This is a genomic window from Acinetobacter sp. 25-47-130, from assembly GCF_056779705.1.
This window is the reverse complement of the sequence record NZ_JBWYII010000001.1, coordinates 441701-463147: the sequence shown is the minus strand read 5'-3', so window position 1 is coordinate 463147 and position 21447 is coordinate 441701. Positions and strand designations below refer to the sequence as shown.

18 protein-coding genes and 1 riboswitch are annotated in these 21447 nt (G+C 40.0%); of the genes, 1 reads left to right on the top strand and 17 read right to left on the bottom strand.

Annotation, left to right across the window (positions count from 1 at the left end; genetic code table 11):
* Nucleotides 1–46 precede the first annotated feature (46 nt).
* From AC1M83_RS02250 to AC1M83_RS02205, 10 genes are all read right to left on the bottom strand, one after another.
* Nucleotides 47–1495 carry a hypothetical protein gene (locus AC1M83_RS02250; protein ID WP_481589891.1) on the bottom strand — a complete coding sequence of 483 codons (1449 nt, stop codon included), beginning with the start codon at nucleotides 1493–1495 and terminating at the stop codon, nucleotides 47–49.
* A 100-nt stretch (nucleotides 1496–1595) separates the two neighbouring features.
* Nucleotides 1596–5216, bottom strand: a complete 3621-nt coding sequence (uca, locus tag AC1M83_RS02245; protein WP_481589890.1) for an urea carboxylase — start codon at nucleotides 5214–5216, stop codon at nucleotides 1596–1598.
* A gap of 2 nt (nucleotides 5217–5218) precedes the next feature.
* Nucleotides 5219–5872, bottom strand: a complete 654-nt coding sequence (locus AC1M83_RS02240; RefSeq protein ID WP_481589889.1) for an urea amidolyase associated protein UAAP2 — start codon at nucleotides 5870–5872, stop codon at nucleotides 5219–5221.
* Between the two features lie 15 nt (nucleotides 5873–5887).
* Nucleotides 5888–6625 carry an urea amidolyase associated protein UAAP1 gene (locus AC1M83_RS02235; protein WP_481589888.1) on the bottom strand — a complete coding sequence of 246 codons (738 nt, stop codon included), beginning with the start codon at nucleotides 6623–6625 and terminating at the stop codon, nucleotides 5888–5890.
* Nucleotides 6626–6653: 28 nt separating this feature from the next.
* A riboswitch (guanidine-I (ykkC/yxkD leader) is annotated at nucleotides 6654–6765 on the bottom strand.
* 220 nt (nucleotides 6766–6985) lie between these two features.
* The gene (locus tag AC1M83_RS02230; RefSeq protein WP_481589887.1) at nucleotides 6986–7660 is read right to left on the bottom strand and encodes a hypothetical protein; all 675 of its coding nucleotides are present in this window, start codon (nucleotides 7658–7660) and stop codon (nucleotides 6986–6988) included.
* 299 nt (nucleotides 7661–7959) lie between these two features.
* On the bottom strand, nucleotides 7960–8877 hold the full coding sequence (locus AC1M83_RS02225; protein WP_180027730.1) for a LysR family transcriptional regulator: 918 nt from the start codon (nucleotides 8875–8877) through the stop codon (nucleotides 7960–7962).
* A gap of 103 nt (nucleotides 8878–8980) precedes the next feature.
* Nucleotides 8981–9781: a sulfite exporter TauE/SafE family protein gene (locus AC1M83_RS02220; RefSeq protein WP_481589886.1), complete on the bottom strand. Its 801-nt coding sequence runs from the start codon at nucleotides 9779–9781 to the stop codon at nucleotides 8981–8983.
* Between the two features lie 43 nt (nucleotides 9782–9824).
* The gene (locus tag AC1M83_RS02215; RefSeq protein ID WP_180027880.1) at nucleotides 9825–10319 is read right to left on the bottom strand and encodes a flavin reductase; all 495 of its coding nucleotides are present in this window, start codon (nucleotides 10317–10319) and stop codon (nucleotides 9825–9827) included.
* A gap of 96 nt (nucleotides 10320–10415) precedes the next feature.
* Nucleotides 10416–11459, bottom strand: a complete 1044-nt coding sequence (locus AC1M83_RS02210; RefSeq protein WP_481589885.1) for a methionine synthase — start codon at nucleotides 11457–11459, stop codon at nucleotides 10416–10418.
* Between the two features lie 50 nt (nucleotides 11460–11509).
* Nucleotides 11510–12493 (bottom strand): putative oxygenase MesX, encoded by a 984-nt coding sequence (locus AC1M83_RS02205; protein WP_481589884.1) that lies wholly within the window; start codon nucleotides 12491–12493, stop codon nucleotides 11510–11512.
* Nucleotides 12494–12829: 336 nt separating this feature from the next.
* Between AC1M83_RS02205 and AC1M83_RS02200 the strand changes: the two genes are divergently transcribed.
* Nucleotides 12830–13498, top strand: coding sequence for an epoxyqueuosine reductase QueH (locus AC1M83_RS02200; RefSeq protein WP_481589883.1), 669 nt, complete (start codon nucleotides 12830–12832; stop codon nucleotides 13496–13498).
* Nucleotides 13499–13552: 54 nt separating this feature from the next.
* On the opposite strand, the gene AC1M83_RS02195 is transcribed toward AC1M83_RS02200, so the two are convergent.
* From AC1M83_RS02195 to AC1M83_RS02165, 7 genes are all read right to left on the bottom strand, one after another.
* Entirely contained in the window at nucleotides 13553–14056 is a 504-nt protein-coding gene (locus AC1M83_RS02195) for a GNAT family N-acetyltransferase (RefSeq protein ID WP_481589882.1), read from the bottom strand.
* Nucleotide 14057: 1 nt separating this feature from the next.
* A complete protein-coding gene (locus tag AC1M83_RS02190; RefSeq protein ID WP_481589881.1) occupies nucleotides 14058–14822 on the bottom strand; it encodes an ABC transporter ATP-binding protein in 765 nt (254 codons plus the stop codon).
* Nucleotides 14819–15835, bottom strand: coding sequence for a FecCD family ABC transporter permease (locus tag AC1M83_RS02185; RefSeq protein WP_481589880.1), 1017 nt, complete (start codon nucleotides 15833–15835; stop codon nucleotides 14819–14821). The genes AC1M83_RS02190 and AC1M83_RS02185 overlap by 4 nt, the downstream gene beginning before the upstream one ends.
* Entirely contained in the window at nucleotides 15832–16848 is a 1017-nt protein-coding gene (locus AC1M83_RS02180) for an ABC transporter substrate-binding protein (protein WP_481589879.1), read from the bottom strand. The genes AC1M83_RS02185 and AC1M83_RS02180 overlap by 4 nt, the downstream gene beginning before the upstream one ends.
* A complete protein-coding gene (locus AC1M83_RS02175; RefSeq protein ID WP_481589878.1) occupies nucleotides 16848–18941 on the bottom strand; it encodes a TonB-dependent receptor in 2094 nt (697 codons plus the stop codon). Before AC1M83_RS02175 ends, AC1M83_RS02180 begins: the two co-directional genes overlap by 1 nt.
* Before the next feature lie 214 nt (nucleotides 18942–19155).
* Nucleotides 19156–19836, bottom strand: a complete 681-nt coding sequence (locus AC1M83_RS02170) for a GntR family transcriptional regulator (protein ID WP_481589877.1) — start codon at nucleotides 19834–19836, stop codon at nucleotides 19156–19158.
* A gap of 207 nt (nucleotides 19837–20043) precedes the next feature.
* Nucleotides 20044–21432, bottom strand: coding sequence for a methylenetetrahydrofolate reductase C-terminal domain-containing protein (locus tag AC1M83_RS02165; RefSeq protein ID WP_481589876.1), 1389 nt, complete (start codon nucleotides 21430–21432; stop codon nucleotides 20044–20046).
* Nucleotides 21433–21447: the final 15 nt, after the last annotated feature.

Genomic DNA, 21447 nt, shown 5'->3' with positions numbered 1-21447 from the left:
TTAAAAGACCAGTTATTTGGTCTTTTAAAAATATTCATTAAGGTACTTAACTCACTAAATTATTGAATTTTTCACGAAGTAATGGATATTCATGCCGCTCCAAATTAAATGGAGATGCTGTTCTATAATCTGTGATTAGCCTAATAATATCTTGATCAGTTAGAGAAATCATAAATCCTCTATCATCTTGTGCTGTATCTCTACATCTGTTATCAAGTAATTCTTGATTTTCACAATCCCGAATAACAAGTAAACCTACTTTTCCCCTTCTTGGCGAAAATCTTCCTGCTAATTGATCTACTTCTGGATTTGCTACCTCATTTGTATAATTTTTACATTCGACAAAAATATAACTACATGGTTGATGAATACTAATCCATGAAAAGAAACCATCTTTAGCTTCATTAGAATATTGAATATCAACTCTTTTTCTACCTTCATGTAATCTAGCTTGTTTAATGGGATACGTTAGATTTGGATAAAAAAGTGCTGAAAATATCTTTTCAATAACTTTTTCATATTTATCAGCATCTTTTGTACCTTTTGGCACATTCATTAACTCAGTGATTAAAGCATCCCAATCAGTTGATGGTTGCTGCTGCAATTCTAGAAAAGAATCATTTGAAATTGGCGGTATTGGGTTTAGTTCTTTATCAGTTTTATACTTTTCCCAAATATGCTCACGCCCAATAGTTAGTTCAATTCCTGATTGTTTTGAGTCACCATATAAATTTATCAAATCAGTTTTATAAACTTTTGGAGCACCTGTCTTTTTTACATAATGTACTAAAGGCGAACCTTGTCGAATATGTTCTATTTGCAATTCAGGCAATATGTAATGTCTATAATACTCCTGATAATCATAGGAAATTTTCCTTCTGACAATATTTTTTGGTATTAATAAAAAAACGTCACCATCTGATAATGGCAGAGCAACGGGATATTCACTCCATAGCTTAGTTACTGGATTCCAAATCGGACCTGAATTAACATTTTGAGTTAAAGGAATACCGTAGTACTCACACATATCGTGAGTGTATTCTATGAGCATGGGTCTGATGATGTTACAGATAGCATCTGAAATCATGTCAGAGCCTATTCCTTCAATTGATAAACACGTATCTTCTATGTCATTAACTAATCCAGTCGATGCCGCTTTACTTTGACAAAGTGCATTCCACACTAAATCAGCAGATATATTTCCAAAAGCAGACCCTCTAGACTTTCCTGAAGAAAATCCAATGTGAAATTCGTTTCTTTCTTTAAGATTACATAAAAGTGCCTTAGCATCTTCGTGTCTATTATTGTGTATGTGATCTAGGACTGTCTGAAAAAATTGTTGAACTTGGCTTGCACATTTATGTCCCCACGGAGACTCTAATGATTTTAATGCTGTCGGATCAATAAAAACTAATAAATCTGTATCTAAATCTATATCTACAAAATCGAGAGATGCTTGATCTAAATTTATGTTAAATTTTTCAGATATCTTCATTGCCAAGTTCTATGAGTATAATTTAGACAAATTAGTATATAAACATTTAATTTTCAAATAAAAAACCGCCCTTACGAACGGTCGTTTTATTGCTATTTCATCAAGCCACTGGCACCAACGTAAACAACACCTGCCCTGTTTTCACAGTTTGCCCTTTTTCAATGGTAATCGCTTCAACTTTCATACGCTCAGGCGCAATAATCGGAATCTCGATCTTCATTGCTTCAATCACTGCAAGCGTCGCTCCCTCTTCCACAATATCGCCTGATTGACATTCAATTTTCCAAATTGAACCCGGCATATGCGATTCCACCGCACAGCCCCCTTCAGGCACTTCCACTCCTTCACCATCATCCACAGCATCTAAACTTTCAGAAACATATTCTGCAAGACCTACTTCATGCCAGCGACGACGTTCTGCATCAAAGTTGGCTTGTTGCACAGACTTAAATGCCGAAATGGACTCTTGGTTTTCAGTTAAGAAGTCGTTGTACTCTTTTAAGTTCAATACACCTTCTTCAATACGAAGTTTTAAGCGACCTGCTTTAAAGTCCTCACGCATTTGCATCAGTTCAGTTTCAGAGACTTCATAGAATTTAATTTGGTCAAAGAAGCGCAGTAACCACGGTTTGCCTTGTTCAAAGTCGGCATTTTTACGGTAACGTGACCACATTTGTGTGGTACGACCGACAAACTGATAACCGCCCGGACCTTCCATACCATAGACACACATATATGCACCGCCAATACCGACAGCATTTTCAGGTGTCCAAGTCCGTGCAGGATTATATTTAGTGGTGACCAAACGCTGACGTGGATCAAGTGGAGTTGCGACAGGCGCACCTAGGTAGACATCACCCAAACCCATGACCAAATAACTTGCGTTATACACCACGTCTTTTACGGCTTGTTTATCTTTCAAGCCATTAATACGACGGATAAATTCGATATTGTCCGGACACCACGGTGCATCTGGACGAACGGTTTGCATATAGCGTTCGGTGGCAAGTTGCGTTTGTGAATCTTCCCAAGCCAGTGGTAAATATACAGTCCGTGATGGGACTTGCATCTCGGTCACATCAGGTAGTTCAGTTTCTGCCACTTGTAATAAACACAGTAAATCCAGTTGATCGAGTTTTAATGAGTCAAAGTGAATTTGTAGCGAACGAATACCCGGTGTCAGATCAATAATGCCCTGAATATTTTGCTTTTGTACCCATTGCATCAAAGCATGAATACGGAAACGTAAGTTTAGATCAAGCACCAACTCGCCATATTCAACCAACATGTAGTTATTGCCGGCAGGACGATACACCACATCAGGCGCGCCATTTTCACCTTTTAAGGTATCGAGAATCGCATTTTTTAAGGTTGCGAGTTCAGGATAGAACGACTCATCAAATGCGACAGCTTCTGTATCTGAAGCCTCTAATTGCGCATGATATTTTTCATTTAAAAGTTTGGCTTGGTGATAGCTCACAGGGACAAATTTTACTTTATCACCGGCTTTAAGCTGACCGAGTTTCCATAGTTCGGAATGAATCACCACTGCAGGACAAACAAAACCACCGAGACTTGGACCATCTGGACCGAGAATAATCGGCATATCACCCGTGAAGTCGATGGCACCAATCGCATAGGCATTATCATGAATGTTGGATGGATGCAGACCTGCTTCACCACCGTCGATACGTGCCCATTCAGGCTTTGGACCAATTAAACGGATACCGGTCCGGCTTGAATTAAAGTGAATTTCAAAAGTATTGGCAAAGAAGGTATCAATATCATTTTTGGTGAAGAAATCAGGTGCACCATGCGGGCCATACATCACCGCAATTTCCCATTCATGACTAAATGACGGCACTTGTTCAGGCGCAAGGCTTTTCACTTCATCACTTGTAAATGCCGTAATTGGAAGCATATCGCCAATCAGTAAGTTACGCCCGGCATGACCACCAAACTGACCCAAGGTAAAAGTCGCTTGTGAGCCGAGATATTCAGGCACATTCAGACCACCTTTGATGCCGATATAAGTACGGCAACCTGTTGTAATTTCGCCACATTTTAAAATCTGACCTTTACGCACATTGATGGTTTGCCACATTGGCACAGCTTCGCCATCTAGTGTTGATGGCATATCGCCACCGGCAAGCACAATTTGACTGTCACAATGGAATTTTAACGTTGGACCTTGTAGCGTACATTCTAAGCCTGCAGTGTTATACGCATTGCCAAGCAATTGGTTCGCAACATTGAGTGATAATGGATCAATCGCGCCGGATGGTGGCACACCGACATCCCAGTAGCCCAAACGACCTATGACATCTTGCACGGCGGTTTGAATGCCGGCTTGTAGCACTTCAATCTTTTGAGTTTTCCACTCAAAGGTATTTAAGAAGCGTGTGGTTTGTGTGCCGGCTTTAAACACTTCACAGTCGATGATGTTTTGTAGATATTCAAGATTGGTTTCAATCCCCGCAACTGAGGTTTTCGCCAAAGTATGCGTCATGGCTTGAATCGCAGAAGCACGATCGTCCGCAGTCACAATAATTTTGGCAATCATCGGGTCATAGAATGACGATACATTCGAGCCTGTTTCCACCCATGTTTCATTTCGGGCATTAGGATCAAACTCAACATGTGTCAGTAAACCTGCACTGGGTTGGAAGTTTTTAATTGGATCTTCCGCATATAAACGCACTTGAATCGAATGACCATTAGATTCCAATTTTTTAGTTGGTGCATTCCAGTCACCGCTGGCTAATGTCACCATCCATTCCACCAAGTCCACACCAAAGACTTGCTCTGTCACGCCATGTTCCACTTGTAGACGGGTGTTCACTTCCAAGAAATAGAATTCTTGTGTGTCGGTATCCATCACAAATTCAACCGTACCTGCAGAACGGTAGTTCACCGATTGCATCAGTTGAATGGCAACATTTTGGATGTAGGCACGTTGTTCATCATTGAGATGCGGTGCTGGGGTTTCCTCAATCACTTTCTGGTTACGACGTTGTACCGAACAATCACGCTCACCGAGTGCGATCACCTGCCCTTGGCCATCACCAAAAATTTGCACTTCAATATGACGGGCATGTTGCACAAATTTCTCAAAATACAAACCAGCATCTTTAAAGTTGGCTTGCGCTAAATAGGACACCGTTGCATAAGCATCTTTCAGCTCTGTTTCGTTCCAAACTAAGCGCATGCCGATCCCACCGCCACCGGCAGTACTTTTCAGCATCACTGGATAGCCAATACGATTGGCCTCAAGCAGTGCTTCAGCTTCATCAGCTAAGAGCTGACTGCCCGGCAACAACGGCACATTGGCTTGAATCGCCAGTTCACGTGCCGTGTGTTTAAGACCAAAAGCACGCATTTGCGCAGAGTTTGGACCAATAAATGCAATGCCTTGTGATTCACATAAGTCACAGAATTCAGCATTTTCAGACAAGAAACCATAACCCGGATGAATGGCTTGTGCACCGGTTTGTTTAGCCACCTCTAAAATTTTATCGACATTTAAATAGCTTTGGCTGGCAGGTGCTTCACCGATATACACCGCTTCATCAGCCAAAGTCACATGCAGTGAATCACGATCCGCTTCTGAATAGACCACAACCGATTGGATACCTAATTTTTTAAGAGTACGGATAACACGACACGCAATTGCACCACGGTTGGCGATTAGAACTTTATTCAATCCATATTTTTTAGTCATGGTTATGCGTCCTCGCCTTCACGGATGATCAATTGAATTTTGGTTGGGTTATAGGCATTACAAGGATTATTCAATTGTGGGCAGTTAGAGATCAGCACGATCAAATCCATTTCCGCTTTAATTTCCACATATTTACCCGGTGCAGAAATACCATCATCAAACTTTAGATGCCCCTCAGAGGTCACGGGCACATTCATAAAAAAGTTAATATTTGGACCGATGTGACGCACGTTTAAGCCGTGTTTTTTGGCAATTGGATGCTGAGACAGCGCAATCATGAAATTGTTACGGCAACTGTGCATTGGATATTTGTCATGTGCATAACGAACGGTGTTACTTTCACATGAACAAGCACCGCCTAAGGTGTCATGGCGACCGCAGTTATCATCATGAATGATGGCAATTTTGTTGCCAAAGTTGGTGTATAAAGCTGTACCTTTTTCTAAATAGATTTGTTGATTAATCGCTAAGGTATCAGTTGCGCTATAACGCTCTTCAGGGTTTGAAGCCGAGATAAACAGCGTATCCACCGCTTGGTTGCCTTCTAAATCCACAATACGGAAATATTGCCCTTTTTTGACTTCGCACATCCATGCTTCACCAGCAGGACATACTTCGCTTAAAACTGATTTTTCTAATTTTACGAGTGCAGTCATGTTGTATTCTCCCAATTAAGCGCTGAGTGCGTAGTAACGAGTATTGTTTTGAAATGCACGCTGATTTTGCGGGCATGAATCACGACATACATCGCTGTCGCTTAAAGGAAGTGCTTTGTATAAAGACAATTGAACATCGGCAGGTGCATATTCTGTGCTGGTGTCTAAAGCATGCGGTGCAGAGGATAAAAACACCAAGCAATCCATTTCAAAGCGCAGTTCAATCACTTGATTCGTATTGTCAGATGCCACATAGCTGAGATTGCCATGGTCATCCGGTTGAACTTTAGAAAACAAATTTAAAGTACTGCTGAGGTCTGTTGCAGATAAACCAAACTTGGTCATTTCAAGCAATAACGAATCTTTGCCGTTACGGTACATGTCGTTGCGTACATCTTGAAAGGTTTTTGAACCAAATTGTTGTTCAATTTGTTGTGCGGTACTTGGTGCACAAAATGCATCATTCCAGCCATGGTCATCTTTGACGATAGAGATCATCGCGCGACCAAGGTCAGATGCAAGGATATGTCCTGTACTTAAAAATGCCGTATGTTGCCCTTTTAAGCTGTCTGGCATGTTGTAGCGTTCGAGCTTGTCTTCGCTATTGATGCAGTACAGTGCCACATTGGCATTTTTACCTAAGGCTTTGAGTTGTAATACTGCGCCACGCTGAATACGTGCTGACCAGTGGTGTCCACCCGGTAAACGTTCCGTCCAAAGGACTTGATCTTCGTGATAAGTTATTGTGCTCATATGCATCCATCCCAATCTTCTACGGTTTACCTCCCGGGCTTTTATCCCTCCGTGTAGCTTGAGCTTGCAACTTAAGCCGTGAACTCTCGGTCGCAGACATACATGATTGTTCATGTATCGGAACCCTAGATCACTTTATGATGATGTAGATAGATGCAAAGGCTGTGCCAAAGTAATACTTTTTTGTATTTTAGTATTACTGTCGCTTGATATATAACATTTCTCTTAGAGCTGATTGTATTGAACAGAATTTAATTCAAGTAAACCTGTTGAATCAGTCGGAGTAAAGAATACTCGGTAAGCACCGAAATTAACCTGCGTGCAATTTTCTTGTGCAAAGAAAAAAGCTAACACATGATTCTATTTTGTTTGTTTTGAGCGGTTATTTTCTGATTGCTTAAGTAGGTTTAGACTCTGATTGATATCACGCACAGTGATTAACTTAAAAATCATAACTAAGCTTCCAAGTGCTACGAACAAAAGAAATACAAGTAAAATGATTAAAGTCATCCCTGTGTTTAATGCGCTATCTGAGGTATAACGAGCTAAAAACCAAGTAAAATTTGAAAATATAAAAAAAGCTAAGGAACCGGTGACGGTATATAGAGCACCATACGCTAACCCTTTAAAGACTAATTCCCGTTCTGAATAAATACATTGAATTTCTCCATTTTCAACTTTAAAAAATTTCCATGTAGTGCGAAGGGACTTCACTAAGTAAAAATAGTAATCTGCATATTTGCGTATAAGTATATCGGTTAAAAATGAAGGAATCTCGACACCGCCATTAAGTTGATCACTGGCAATTTTCTTCAAAAAAGGATCTATTGTTTTATTCGGGCTTACAGAGATAAATTCTCGAATGTAAAAAGATGCAGCCTCATATAAATTTTTATTTTCATTAAAACTTTTCAGACTCACAAAATACGTTTTTCGACCGTAAAAGACAGCGACGATACCTATAAGCGTCGTACAGATAATCGAAAATAAGCTGAGATAGTCTGAGACTGAAAATGAAGGTATGAGTTGTATCATGGATATAATCTTAAATTTATAATGTATTGAGTTTTATAATTAAAAAACCACTTAGATAAATGACCAAAATAGTGGACAATGGGCTGAGATCAAATCGTTTACTTTCTACAAACAGATGATGAGTCCAATGTCTCGATGTCAGACATCAATCTTAGTTAAAAAAGTATAATCAAAAGCAAAAAATTCGTCTTCATACAAATAATAGCGACTATCTAATTTTCATCTTAACTTTGCTCATTATTAATATGAAGATTCATTCGAGGTTCAATCTTCACTTTATTCAGAATGATTAAACTTTCTTACATGTAATAAAGTTTTCTTGATTCTGAAAATTTAGCTAATTTTTTTATAAATGAATCGAAATAATCTTTTTCCTTATCTTCAGTTCGAAAACCTGCATATAAAGTACGCCTTAACCCCTCTGGTGCAACGCAATCTAGGCGACGTGAAGTGACCCATCCTTTGGTTTCATATTCGTTTACCACCCAATCTGGTAAAGCAGCAATTCCACGCCCACTTGCGACTAACTGAATCAGCATCTGGGTCAGATCTGTCGTTCGAATATTTTTTGGAAGAATATTTGCAGGAATGAATAACTTCGACATGATATCTAAACGATGTTTGTCTACTGGAAATGTAATCAGCGTTTCTTCAGCTAAATCTTGAACAGTAATGTTTTTTGCACGTACCAAAGGATGTGTTGTAGATAAAACAAGTCGTGATTCATATTCAAATACTGGGAAATATTCAACTCCCTTTAATGCAATTGGGTCTGCAGTAATCAACAAATCAAATTCGCCATTTTGTAGCAATTCATGAGGATTTGCTTCAAACCCTGATGCAAAATCTAAATCAACATCAGGATATTGGTTTCGATACTGATTTAATATCGGCATGAGCCAATCAAAACAACTATGGCATTCTGAAGAAAATGTAATTCTACCAGTTTGCCCATGGATAATACGCGTGATATCGCTTTGAGCAATCTGAACTTGCGGTAAAATTTCATCCGCTAACTGCAACAGTCTTAAGCCAACATTAGAAAAAGTAATTGGTCTCGTCTTGCGGTTGACGACTTCAACCCCCATCCACTGATCAAGCTCACGTAACTGATGAGATACGGCTGAAGGTGTAATGCAGAGATCACTCGCTGCAGCGACTAAAGAGCCATGCTCTCTCAAAGCCAATAGCATTTTCAAATGTTTTAGTTCGATCATATGGGAAAAAACTCAAATTATGATCCCTCTAGGGACATATTAAAATCTTCGCTTTAGCCTACATTAAGTGAGCTATCTAGGCTGATAAGACATTTGGGTGAAATTAAATCAATCCTTTTACAAGGAACATACTTCCTATGATAACCAACAAGACAGCGAAACATTTCTTTAACATTGCTGGCGATAAGGTATGTGCAGTTTTGGCACCAAATTTTGCTGTTATAAAACTCATCACACTAATGCCAATGAAAGCATAAATATGAACATACCCGATGGTATTCGGCACATTGATCTCAGCAGTCATACCAAAAACCATAAACCCTATAGCACCAGCTAGAGCTATTGGTAATCCACAAGCAGCAGATGTACCGACAGACTTTTGCATCACCACCCCATAACGATTCAGATATGGAACGGTCAGACTACCACCACCAATTCCAAAGAGTGCCGATGCAATCCCAATGACACTACCTGCTGCAACTTGCTGACTTGATGAAGGAAGAGTCATTGTTGAATTAATTGCTTTGTTCGAGCCTGTAAACATAGTATACGCCACCCAAATCAAAAATAAGCCGACCATGATTTGAAGATGTAATCCCGGTAACAAACCAGCAATTCCAGCACCTGCAAAACAGCCGATGGCCATGGGTGGAGCTAAATTTTTAAATACAGGCCATAGCACAGCACCATTTTTATGGTGTGCCATTAATGAGCTAATCGAAGTGACAACGATTGTTGCTAAAGATGTACCTAGTGCCAGATGCATAATGACATCAGGATCATAACCCATTTGGGTAAAGACAATAAATAGTAGTGGCACAATAATCGTACCACCGCCTACACCAAACAGCCCAGCCGCAAAACCAGCAAATGCACCGATGATTAAAAAGGTTATAAGTTCCACAATAGACTAACTTTTAAAAAGATGAAGGGATTAAGGGGTTGAGTTAAGCGTGTTCCAACTGACCCACTTGATGATAAGCACGGTTAAAGTACACCAAACTTTCTTCTTGATTACTTTGCTTTACTGCAGTCACACGGCATAAAAAAATACTATGTGTACCGACTTGTTGAATATTCTCAATCTCGCAATCAAAACTGACTAAAGCATCTTCTAAAATCGGCGACCCAGTTTTTAAATCAATCCAATCACCTAGTCTGAAGCGATCTTCTGAGCTGAGCTTGCTTGAAGCAAAAGCATTCGAAAGCTGTTCATGCTGAGTACTCAGTACGTTTACAGCTAAGATTTTATTTTCAACAAAATGTACATGTGAGCGAGAGGACTGATTCATACAGACTAATAGTGTTGGCGGAGTATCTGTGACACTACATACCGCAGATGCAGTAAAGCCATGCATCCCTGCTTCGCCTGTGGTTGTAATCACATTTACCGCAGTTGTAAGTAAAGACATTGCATTTCTAAAGTCTGTTGCTTCAATCATCTCTTTCATCTCAAATATACATATGACGTGTCGTACATTAGACAGAACAAATGATCTTGCGACGATTTGCCCTGATTAATACAAGACTACGTTTGATTAAGCTTCTAGCTCTTTACGGACAATGGCAGCTCCAGCACTTAAAGCCTCAAGCTTGCCACGTGCCACTTGACGAGAGAGCGGCGTCATACCACAGTTCGTTGATGGATAAAGCTTATCCGCGTCCACAAATTGCAAAGCTTTACGCAGGGTATTCGCGACTTCTTCTGGGGTTTCAACTTGATTAGTTGCCACATCAATTGCACCGACCATGACTTTCTTACCACGAATCAATTCAATCAAATCCATTGGCACACGTGAGTTTTGGCATTCAAGCGAAATAATATCGAGCTTAGATTGTTGTAGCTTCGGAAATGACTCTTCGTATTGACGCCATTCATTACCCAAAGTTTGTTTCCAATCGGTATTGGCTTTAATACCGTAACCGTAGCAAATATGAACCGCAGTTTCACATTTTAAACCTTCAAGTGCACGCTCTAGGGTTGGTACCCCCCAATCATTTACTTCATCGAAGAATACGTTAAACGCCGGTTCATCGAATTGGATAATATCCACGCCTGCTGCTTCAAGCTCTAAAGCTTCTTGGTTTAAAATTTTGGCAAATTCCCAAGCCAATTTTTCACGACTCTTGTAGTGACCATCAAATAAAGTATCAATCATGGTCATTGGACCAGGCAACGCCCATTTAATTGGCTGATTGGTTTGGCTACGCAAGAATTTCGCATCTTCAACAAATACCGCTTGTTTACGAGAAACTTCGCCCACAACAGAAGGTACACTTGCATCATAACGATTACGAATACGCATGGTTTCACGCTTTTCGAAATCCACACCTTCAAGATGCTCAATAAATGTAGTGACGAAGTGCTGACGGGTTTGTTCACCATCACTCACGATATCAATACCAGCAGTGACTTGCTCATGTAATGATAATTTCAATGCATCACGTTTTGCCTCAAGAAGCTCTTCCCCTTCGAGTTTCCATGCAGACCATAGTTTTTCAGGCTCAGCTAACCAAGATGGTTTCGGTAAACTACCCGCAGTTGAAGTTGGGAGTAATAATTTCGGTGGTGTAAGTGCCATGTCTAATCTTCTTTCTCTAAATTCGTGAATCTGTATATCAATTGGATGTTTTAAGCAGCTGTTTCGACTTCGAAATTTTCAGCCCATTCATTTAAAATGTCTTGATAAGGCTTAATGAAATTTTCTTCTGTCCATTTACCTTGTTTGACTGCTAACTCAGCACGTTCTACACGGTCATAAACAATACGAGTTAGTGAGTAGTCGCCATAGCTTAAGCTTGGTTTATATTCCACGCCTGCTGGTGAGTTAGTATTGTAAATTTCAGGACGGTAGATTTTTTGAAAGCTTTCCATAGTTGCAATCGCACTGATCAATTCAAAATCAGTGTAATCACGAAGTAAATCTCCAGCGAAATAGAATGCGAGTGGTGCGTTACCACCTTCAGGTTTGAAATAACGTACACGTAAGCCCATTTTGGCAAAATATTCATCGGTACGTGAATATTCATCATTTTTGTATTCCACACCCAAAATAGGATGTACGTTGGTGGTACGGTAATAGGTTTTAGAGGTTGAAACACTTAAGCAAATTACCGGTTCTTTGTTGAATTCTGCTTTAAATACTGCTGAATTCACCAGATGTTTATACAATTTGCCATGTAGATTACCAAAATCTTCAGGTTTTTCACCCACGCCACAACCCAACTGAGGCAATACCACACTGAAGTCATAATCACGCACATAAGATGAGAAGCTATTGCCAATCATACCTTCAATACGTTCACCTGTTTGGTGGTCAATCACCACACTTTTCAGTGTTTCAATAAATGGGAAAGTTTGTCCATTGCCTTCGATATCAATTTCTGCAGAAATGATGTCGATCTCAAGTGAATAGCGATCACCTTTAGGATTATCGACAGTCGCCAAGCTATTAAAACGGTTGTTGATCATCGCAAGTGTACGGCGCAGATTTTCCTGACGACTTTCACCACGAGCCAAATTAGCAAAGTTTGTAGTCAAACGTGTACTTTCTGCTGGCGTATAGTTTTCATCAAAACGGATACGTTTAATTGAACACTCAAATGCTGTACTCATGGAGATTGCCACCTAAAATTTTATAAGAAACTAAATTTCTGAATGGCTGTATTTAAACGTGAATAATAAAGTGAGTAAAACGATATAAATTCAGCTTAAGATGAGAATCCCTCATGTTAAAGCATATTCGCTATTTCAAAGCGATTTAGAATAGATGAGCTAACTTATCCATGCAGTTAATGAGTAGATCACTGGTATACGGATGCGATTCCGTTCACTCAAATGGTGCTCAAGTGAATTTATCTCAACCTAACCTTAGAAAATATCAGCTTATTAGAGGTTTAATTATCAACTCAATCTTTAAAATATAGGGTTTAAATTTAAACCTATATAACCATGTCAAACAAACTTGAACGTCAAAAACTGTCTCTCCCAGCAGGTCACGACAAACTTCTACTTCATTCCTGCTGTGCACCATGCTCGGGTGAAGTGATGGAAACCCTGATTGAATCAGGCATCAACTTTTCGATCTTTTTTTATAACCCCAATATTCATCCTGTCAAAGAATATGAAATTCGTAAAGAAGAAAATATTCGCTTTGCCGAAAAACATAACATTCCTTTTATCGACTGTGATTACGATACAGACAATTGGTTTGCACGCGCCAAAGGTATGGAAAATGAACCTGAAAAAGGCATTCGTTGTACTATGTGTTTTGACATGCGTTTTGAACGTACAGCTTTATATGCAGCTGAAAATGGCTTCAGTCTAATAAGTAGTTCGCTTGGTATTTCCCGTTGGAAAGATATGAAGCAAATCAACGACTGTGGTCATCGTTCAGCTTCACATTATGAAGGGATAACTTATTGGGATTACAACTGGCGTAAGAATGGTGGTGCTGTGCGTATGCTCGAAATCAGCAAAAAAGAGGAGTTTTACCAACAGGAATATTGTGGTTGCGTCTATTCCTTACGTGATTCTAATCGTTGGCGTATGAGCCAAGGGCGTGATCGCATCAAAATAGGTGTGAAATTCTATTCAAATGCTTTGGACGATCTAGACTGATTACTTCAGTATTTAGCTATAATCTATATAAATAATTAAGCTTATGGCTAAATTTCAAAATCGATGATCAGATTTTATAGTTCTTAACATATGAATGGTATTGTAAGTTTTTAACCACTCGCGTTTAATCACGTCGAAACCTTGTAAACGCCAAAATTGCTCCGCTGCAGGTAAAAAGGGATGTGTATGCAAATACAAGGTTTCTATGCCGTGTTGCTCGGCATGTGTAAATAATAACTGACACAGTTGCGTGGCAATGCCTTGTCGACGATATTCAGGCAGTACAAAAAGTTTGACCACCTCAACAGCACCTTCAGCAATATCCAAATCAAAACGTCCGTCATAGGCACGGTAAGCAATCGTTGCAATAATTTTGGCTTGATTTTTGACCACGATAAAACAGCCTAAAGGACTGTCCACATAGTACTGCTCAAACTGGGCAATATCTTTTGGAATACAAGCACCATACAGTTCTGGAAATAAAAGCTGCCGTGAATATAAAGCAAATTGAATGACAGATTGATCGGCGGATTGCAGTGTTTCATAGGTTAAATTCATTTTACAACCAAGAATGATCAGGGATAACAATGGTCTTGTCTTGAATCATGGCTTCATGAAACTCGACATCGTAGACGCTTTTTAAAAATTTCGGATCGGTGAGACGCGCTTTTGAATCAGGACGAATCACTTCATGTTCACGCATAAAGAACAAATGATCGGCAAATAAAAATGCCAAATTCGGATCATGCATAATGGCAATCACTGTAAAATTCTGCCGTGACAATTGTCGCAGTTTTTTCATCAAATAAGATTGATAATAAACATCCAAATGATTGGTCGGCTCATCTAATAAAATCACTTTCGGTGCTTGCACTAAAATACGGGCAATCATCACCAATTGACGTTCCCCGCCTGATAGCTCGGTATAAGGACGCTCTTTTAAATGCTCGATATCGAGATCAACTAAAGCCTGATCGACCATGTCCCAATCTTGTTTAGATGGACGAAATCGACTAAATGCAGCCCGACCTGTAATCACTACATCTTTAACTAAAAATGGGAAAACCGTTTTATGGAACTGCGGTAAAAATCCAAGTAGCGCGGCCCTTTCTTTACCTTTTATGTTTTCTAAAGCTCGACCTGCATAAAGTACTTGCCCATCTGTGGTCTGTTCTAAACCTGCCATCAGTTTAAATAGGGTCGATTTGCCACAACCATTGCGACCTAAAATCACCGAGAACTGATGGGCTGGAAATTCAAGCTGAATATTTTTTAACACGTGTTTATGCCCATAGGCATAGTTCAACTGTTCAATATGAATCATGCCCAAGCCGTCCTTTGTGTTTTGATTAATAATAAGAAAAATGGCGCACCGAGGAGCATGGTGAAAATGCCAATTGGAATTTCAAAGCTCAGTAAAACTCGTGAAAAATTATCAATCAGCAGTAAAAAACTACCGCCTAGAATCATGTTGGCAGGAATACTGTAGCGGTGGTCAGGGCCGACCAGCATGCGCACAATATGCGGCATAAATAGTCCGTATAGACTGATAATGCCTGCGGCAGCTACTGAAGTGGAGGTGCATAGCGTCACCAATACAATCAGTATGAGTTGCTCCCACTTCGGATTCACCCCCACAGCTTGTGCTTCATCAGCTCCCAATGCCATCAGATTCAAGCGCCAACGCATGGCGTATAAGCCCATTAAAGCCACCGTAATCGGCACAACCGCATATTGGACTTTCTGCCACGATGCCTGATGTAAATTCCCCATGGTCCACTGCACGATCGCTTGTAATTTAAAAGGATCACTTAAATATTGAATAATGGTCAGTCCTGCTAAAAACAGACCTGAAACAATCATGCCGGATAAAATCACCATCACCAATGAAGTTTGGCTTTCATGCTTTTGCTGGGCAAACACATAGGTTAATGCCACTGCACATACGCCAAAAATAAACGCCGATAAATTGGGCGATAACCAACTCAAAGATAATGCTAGGGCGGCACCAAAGGCGGCACCTGATGAAATCCCCAGCACATAGGAATCCACTAAGGGATTGCGGAACAAAGCTTGCAAGCCATTGCCGGCTGTTGCCAAAGCAGCCCCGACCATAAAGGTCAATAAGATGCGTGGTAGGCGAATATTGAAGACAATATTTTGCATCAAGCTAAATTGTTGCGCATCAAAATACGCTGTACCCAACATCCACTGGATAAACCACAGTGCATAATCCCCTGCGCTTAATGTTTGACTCGGTCCTAGCAACAGCGACATACAAATCAGCAGAATCGGCAATGGATAAAACCAGGTGTATTTCAATTTTGCCTTATTCATGACATCAACTCCTTGGCAATTTTCTGACCATAGAGTTTCTCTAAAATTTTGAGTTGCAAGGCTTCAACTGCTAAGTCTGAGGTGTCAGGGTAAATGTGATGATGCAGATAAATCGCAGTCACAAGAATTTTGATGGTATGTGGGTTATAGATAAATGCAGGGCTGAGATTAAACACTTTCTGTTGTTGTACTGCTTTTAGACCTTGCAATTCTTTACGCTGATAAATCAGGTTTGGGTCGGTATTCCACAGTACAATATTGTCAGGATTCCACTCAATCAACGTTTCTGGATTGACATTCGGTTGATTGGTCTCCGTTTTAACCACGTTGTAAGCCCCTGCCAATTCAATAAAATCATTGGTAATCGATTTACGGCCTGAGGTTGAATAAATTCGTCCACCTGACCATGCGTAATATATTGATTGCTTATATTTTTGCTTTGAGGTTTTGAGTGCCACTTCAGCCAGAAGCACATCTGAAAAATCCAGAATTTCTTTAGCCCGTTGCTCAGCACCTGTAAGCTGTGCAATTTCATACAGCTCTTCTTTCACCTGATCGTAAGTGCCTGATTCCATCACATAGACTGCAATACCAAATTGTCGAAGCAATTGAATGGTTTGTGTTTGCCCACTACCTAAAATCACCAAATCTGGCTTTAATAGCATTAAGCTTTCAATGCTGGTGGCATTTGAGCCTTGTGAAGGTGTAGCGAGTTGCTTATTGGCAATACGTGGATCCATTTTGGAATAAGCATTAAATAACAAAGGCTGTAAATAGACCTCAGCAGGAATCCCCACGACCTTTGCACCCTGCCCCAACATATATAGCCCGTCTAAACCTGATTCAAACAAGGACACAATACGCTGTGCTGGCTGAGCTAGGCAGACTTCGGTCTCTGAGCTATCAACCACACAGTGCGATGTTGGGCTTTGTATTTTTGCTGATATCGGTTGCTCTGTTGCCGTACAACCCAACAGTACACAGCTCAGTAAAAGGACAATAAATCTTTGCATTAGTATTGCCACTGTACCGATAACGCTGCTTTGATCGGCTCACCGGGTTGAATCCATACATGGCTATAACTGGATAGATAATATTCCTCGTTTAACAGATTATGAATATTCAGTTGATAGCGTAAATTTGGATTTGCTTGGTAATAAGCCCCAAGGTTCAATACGGTATAGGCAGGTAAGCTGAAACCATTAGCCGTATTGGTTGGGCTGTCTCCACTGCGTTGCCCGACATAATTGAGGTTGAAATTTAGACCTGCTGCATGTTGCGTATTTTGCCAAAGGTCATAACTTGCCATGACATGTGCACTATGTTTGGGTACGTTGCTCAGTGCTGAGCCTGCAGGTAACACATCATCTTTGCTGACTTTGGCATCCATATAGGCGTAGCCTGCTGACACCATCATCTGGTCATTGATACGATGGTTGAAGTCAATTTCGAGCCCTTTGCTTTTCACTTCACCAACCGCAGCTTCATAGTTTGGATCAATGGCATCCGTCATCAGGACATTTTTTTTGCTCATATCAAACAAGGCGATGCTAAGCATACTGTGATCTTGCCATTGGTATTTCGCGCCGATTTCATAGCTTTTCGCTGTTTCAGGTGCAAACGTCTCCCCTGTACGACCCATGCCATTATTCATGGAAAATGCTTCACCATAATTGCTATATACAGACAGTGCTGGTGTAGGACGGTAATTAAGGCCTATGCGTGGGCTAAACTTTTGTGCTGTACTCTGATCCTTGAACTGCGTGCGATGGTTGATGAAGCGCTGTTCGACACGATCGAATCGACCTCCGAATAACACATTCCATTGGTCATTAAAAAAGACCTGATCTTGTACATTCACAGCCATGTACTGCTGACGTTCATCGGAATCGGTATGTAAAGGCAGTTCAGAGCTAAATTGCCCATAAGTGGGATTGTAAATGTTGATCCAATTGGGCTGAGCAGCCGAGTGATTAAGACGCAATTGACGTTGCATAAAGTCCAAACGCCCTGTTTCTGCACCGAGTACCAATTCATGCTGAACATGACCAAGTTGCAGTTGACCAAGTAATTCACTTTGGAGCAGCATATCCTCGGTCTGATAATCACGATGACGACGCTGACGCTCTAATGTTTCAAGGTCGGTCTGTAATTTGCGTGGTTCTGTTGAATAGCCGACCATTTGCGCATCTTTATAACTGATCGCAGCATTCATCTGCCATGCGTCTTTGAGCTGATGCTTTAATCGTACTTGATAGAGATTGTCTTTGACGCGCATATCACCATCAGAAGGCTCACCCGTAAAGGTCTTTGGATCCATCAATAACTGGTTGTTGACAGCCGTGATACCACGGTCAAATGTGCCTAGATGCTGGGTAAATTCAGTATCTAAATCCACTTGGGTATTTTCAGATAATTTCCATGAGAATTGTGGCGCGACAAATAAACGTTGGCTACTGACATGATCACGGAAAGACTGGTTATCTTCCATTGCAGCGGCTATTCGATACGCCAACGCATCGCTGATTGGCGCGGTCTGTTCAAGACTTAAACGATATTCATCTTGTGTTGTCCCACGAAGATTAAGCGTTGTTTCAGACGTCCATTGTGGTTTTTTTGTGGTGACATTCAATGCCCCACCGACCTCACCACGTCCATACAGTGCGGCACTGGGACCTTTTAAAAAATCCAGTGATTCAATATTGACCATATCTTTAGGTGCAGAAATGCCACGATTGACACTCAGCCCATTACGAATGGCATCCACCCCCATATTGGGATTGCCTTGGAATCCTCGGAATGAATAGTTATCCCAAAAGCCCCCACCATAATTATTTTGATGCAATACCCCACTCACGATGCTGAGGGCTTGATCCATGCGCTGAATATCTTGCTGCTGGATAACGTCTTGCGACAAATGGCTTTTATTAAACGGGATATCCAATAGATCATGCTGAAATTTGGTAAGCGCTTGAGCGTGCTGTGTAGATTCTGAGGCTAAAGCTGTGCTGAGATAAATCGTATCTAGGGTTTTGACCTGATCTGTTGCAAACACCCCTTGATTGATGCCAGTTAAACCTATTAATAAAGTTACACGAGATCTCAAAAAAACTATCCTCATTTATACGCACAATATTGATGCGTTTACAAATATTGAATTCAAATTGGTGCACTATTCATTAAATCTATGCACTAAAACTAAGCAAATGTTGTTCTGGCATCGCTGGATTAGTTTTGTGTACATTCTTGTATACAAGATATGAATTAGAGGCAAAAAAAATGCCAATTTTTTAAAATTGGCATTTTTTTAATAATTTATCCTAAACAGTCGAAAATATTTTAAGAGTAATTTTCTTCACGTCCTCAATACTATGTAAGACATGATGTTCTGCTAAATGGATCGCCCCATCAGCATCACGAGCTAAAATACATCTAAGTATTGCAGCATGATCTTGATAAGCATGCTGGATATCGAATTCACGCATGGCGCCTAGACTGAGCACAATTCGGATTTTTTCACTGATTTCATGATGAATCTTGGCGATTTGACGATTTCCGGCAGCTCTAACCAAGGCACAATGAAAATCTTCACTTTGCAGCACCAATGCTTTGGTGTTCTGGTTATAGTCCTGTTCGTCTACAAGCCATAATCGCTTTAAATTCTGTAATTCTTCAGATTGCTCATGATCCATTACGCATAAACGTTTAACAGCCTCTTTTTCCAAGATCATACGTAAATCAAAGAGCTCCTGATAAAAGGTAAAATCTAAAGGCTTAATTTCCCAACCACTGCGGAAATGCACATTCACATAGCCTTCCTGTTCAAGACGATACAGTGCTTGCCGTGTTGGGGTACGGCTGACCTCATACTTTTCAGAAAGGTCCGTTTCAGTAAAACGTTGTCCAGGTTTGAGCTTAAAGCTAAAAATATCATCCTTTATTTGTTGATAAATCACATTAGCTAAATTGCCAGTGCCTGACTTAATGGGCGTTATGCTCATCCTTAATTCTCGTTTTACATCTATGTAATAAATAAATTATAGAGTCATCATGAGAATTTAAGAATCAGTAAATATTGATATATAGGAAAATAGATTAAATTTTGGCTTTTAGATTTATAGGATAATTTAATTTAAGCCCCTATATAACGTTAATTAATAATTGCATTTCAATACTATAAATCAACCCATACAAGAAATTGAACACACTTAAACTTTTCCCAAAAACCAATTTTTCCAAGAACTACTTCCACGGACTTCAACGGGCACGGTTGCAATCAGGCTATCTTTTAAAACGTCAGTTTGCCCTACAGCTTTGGCTAATCGGGCTTTTACAGAGTGAATGCATTCACGATCTCCAAACTCACATCGATCTAATGTGGTGCCACCGCAAGGACCATTTGCAAGTCCTTTAGGACATGTTTCAGGGCAAATATATAAAGTATCAGCCAATCTACATTGACCACAATTTTCACAGCCCACAACCATATGTTTAGACGTAAATTCGGTTTTTAACAAAGTTTTTGATGCTAGCTCATTATCCCAAAAGGACGATTTAAAAATAAACCTACCTACACCTTTAGAGATTTTGGACTCAAAAAGGGCTTTATGCATGACATGCAAATGATGATATTTAATCAGCTGACCTAATGTCGGTTGACGTGCATCATAAGTCAATTCTGGAACAAACTCATTTCCAGTCTTAATCTGCCAAAGAGATTTCCACCGTGCTTCTAGTTCCTCTAAATCATCATGTTGATATTGCTCAATATAATTTTGAAGAATCTTCTGTTCTTCTGACTTTTCACATGCTGAAAGATGAACACCATTAAAACCTAAAAGCTTACACATCAATATTTGTATGGCACACCGCTTATACGCATTTTCAGCCAATCCATTCTGTTTTTCCTGAGCCAACACTCTCAACATATAAGGTGTAATCACAATACCAGCGACATTATTTTTCACTATAAAATTGGCCCGTGCCAAGCTCAGTGGCATAACGCAAGCCAGTATTTTTTGTTTGTAATGGTAATGTTTTAGAAAAGACTTTATCTCTTTTAAGGCATCCATGTCATACCCTAATTGGGTAATAATAAAATCTGCGCCGGCTTTAACTTTTTTATGTAATTTTAAATATTGAGCATAATGCTCAGCCTCAGTATATTTAAAGGGATTAAATGCAACACCTATATTAAAGCCACCATAATTCTTTGCGGACATCACTGCATTAATCGATTCTAGATATCGGGTACGTTCAAATTGATCATCCCCATAACTATGCTCTTTAAGCTTATCACCAGTGATCAAAAGTAAATTTCTATTCTGAGCTGAACTAGCCTGATGAAGAAATAACTCAAAATCCTTAATATCACGACCTTTCCCTGAAAAATGCAAAACTTTATCGATTGATTTTGGATAATCCTGACTTGCTTCAAGGGGTGCCATATCGTGATCCGATTGGACACGATCGGCAATGGCTACAAAGGCTGGAAAGCCCGCTATATTATGCGTTATCTGTTGGCTTTTGGTTGAGGTTAAATACTCGACTAAAATACAGAATTTTTGAAGTTCTAAGTGTTGAAAAAAATTAAGCATGTGTCTTGATTGACC

What these genes read in the sequence shown, in the direction of transcription:
- AC1M83_RS02250 (WP_481589891.1), bottom strand. Translation starts at nt 1,495, where the DNA reads ATGAAGATATCTGAAAAATTTAACATAAATTTAGATCAAGCATCTCTC.
- uca (WP_481589890.1), bottom strand. Translation starts at nt 5,216, where the DNA reads ATGACTAAAAAATATGGATTGAATAAAGTTCTAATCGCCAACCGTGGT.
- AC1M83_RS02240 (WP_481589889.1), bottom strand. Translation starts at nt 5,872, where the DNA reads ATGACTGCACTCGTAAAATTAGAAAAATCAGTTTTAAGCGAAGTATGT.
- AC1M83_RS02235 (WP_481589888.1), bottom strand. Translation starts at nt 6,625, where the DNA reads ATGAGCACAATAACTTATCACGAAGATCAAGTCCTTTGGACGGAACGT.
- AC1M83_RS02230 (WP_481589887.1), bottom strand. Translation starts at nt 7,660, where the DNA reads ATGATACAACTCATACCTTCATTTTCAGTCTCAGACTATCTCAGCTTA.
- AC1M83_RS02225 (WP_180027730.1), bottom strand. Translation starts at nt 8,877, where the DNA reads ATGATCGAACTAAAACATTTGAAAATGCTATTGGCTTTGAGAGAGCAT.
- AC1M83_RS02215 (WP_180027880.1), bottom strand. Translation starts at nt 10,319, where the DNA reads ATGATTGAAGCAACAGACTTTAGAAATGCAATGTCTTTACTTACAACT.
- AC1M83_RS02210 (WP_481589885.1), bottom strand. Translation starts at nt 11,459, where the DNA reads ATGGCACTTACACCACCGAAATTATTACTCCCAACTTCAACTGCGGGT.
- AC1M83_RS02205 (WP_481589884.1), bottom strand. Translation starts at nt 12,493, where the DNA reads ATGAGTACAGCATTTGAGTGTTCAATTAAACGTATCCGTTTTGATGAA.
- AC1M83_RS02200 (WP_481589883.1), top strand. Translation starts at nt 12,830, where the DNA reads ATGTCAAACAAACTTGAACGTCAAAAACTGTCTCTCCCAGCAGGTCAC.
- AC1M83_RS02195 (WP_481589882.1), bottom strand. Translation starts at nt 14,056, where the DNA reads ATGAATTTAACCTATGAAACACTGCAATCCGCCGATCAATCTGTCATT.
- AC1M83_RS02190 (WP_481589881.1), bottom strand. Translation starts at nt 14,822, where the DNA reads ATGATTCATATTGAACAGTTGAACTATGCCTATGGGCATAAACACGTG.
- AC1M83_RS02185 (WP_481589880.1), bottom strand. Translation starts at nt 15,835, where the DNA reads ATGAATAAGGCAAAATTGAAATACACCTGGTTTTATCCATTGCCGATT.
- AC1M83_RS02180 (WP_481589879.1), bottom strand. Translation starts at nt 16,848, where the DNA reads ATGCAAAGATTTATTGTCCTTTTACTGAGCTGTGTACTGTTGGGTTGT.
- AC1M83_RS02170 (WP_481589877.1), bottom strand. Translation starts at nt 19,836, where the DNA reads ATGAGCATAACGCCCATTAAGTCAGGCACTGGCAATTTAGCTAATGTG.
- AC1M83_RS02165 (WP_481589876.1), bottom strand. Translation starts at nt 21,432, where the DNA reads ATGCTTAATTTTTTTCAACACTTAGAACTTCAAAAATTCTGTATTTTA.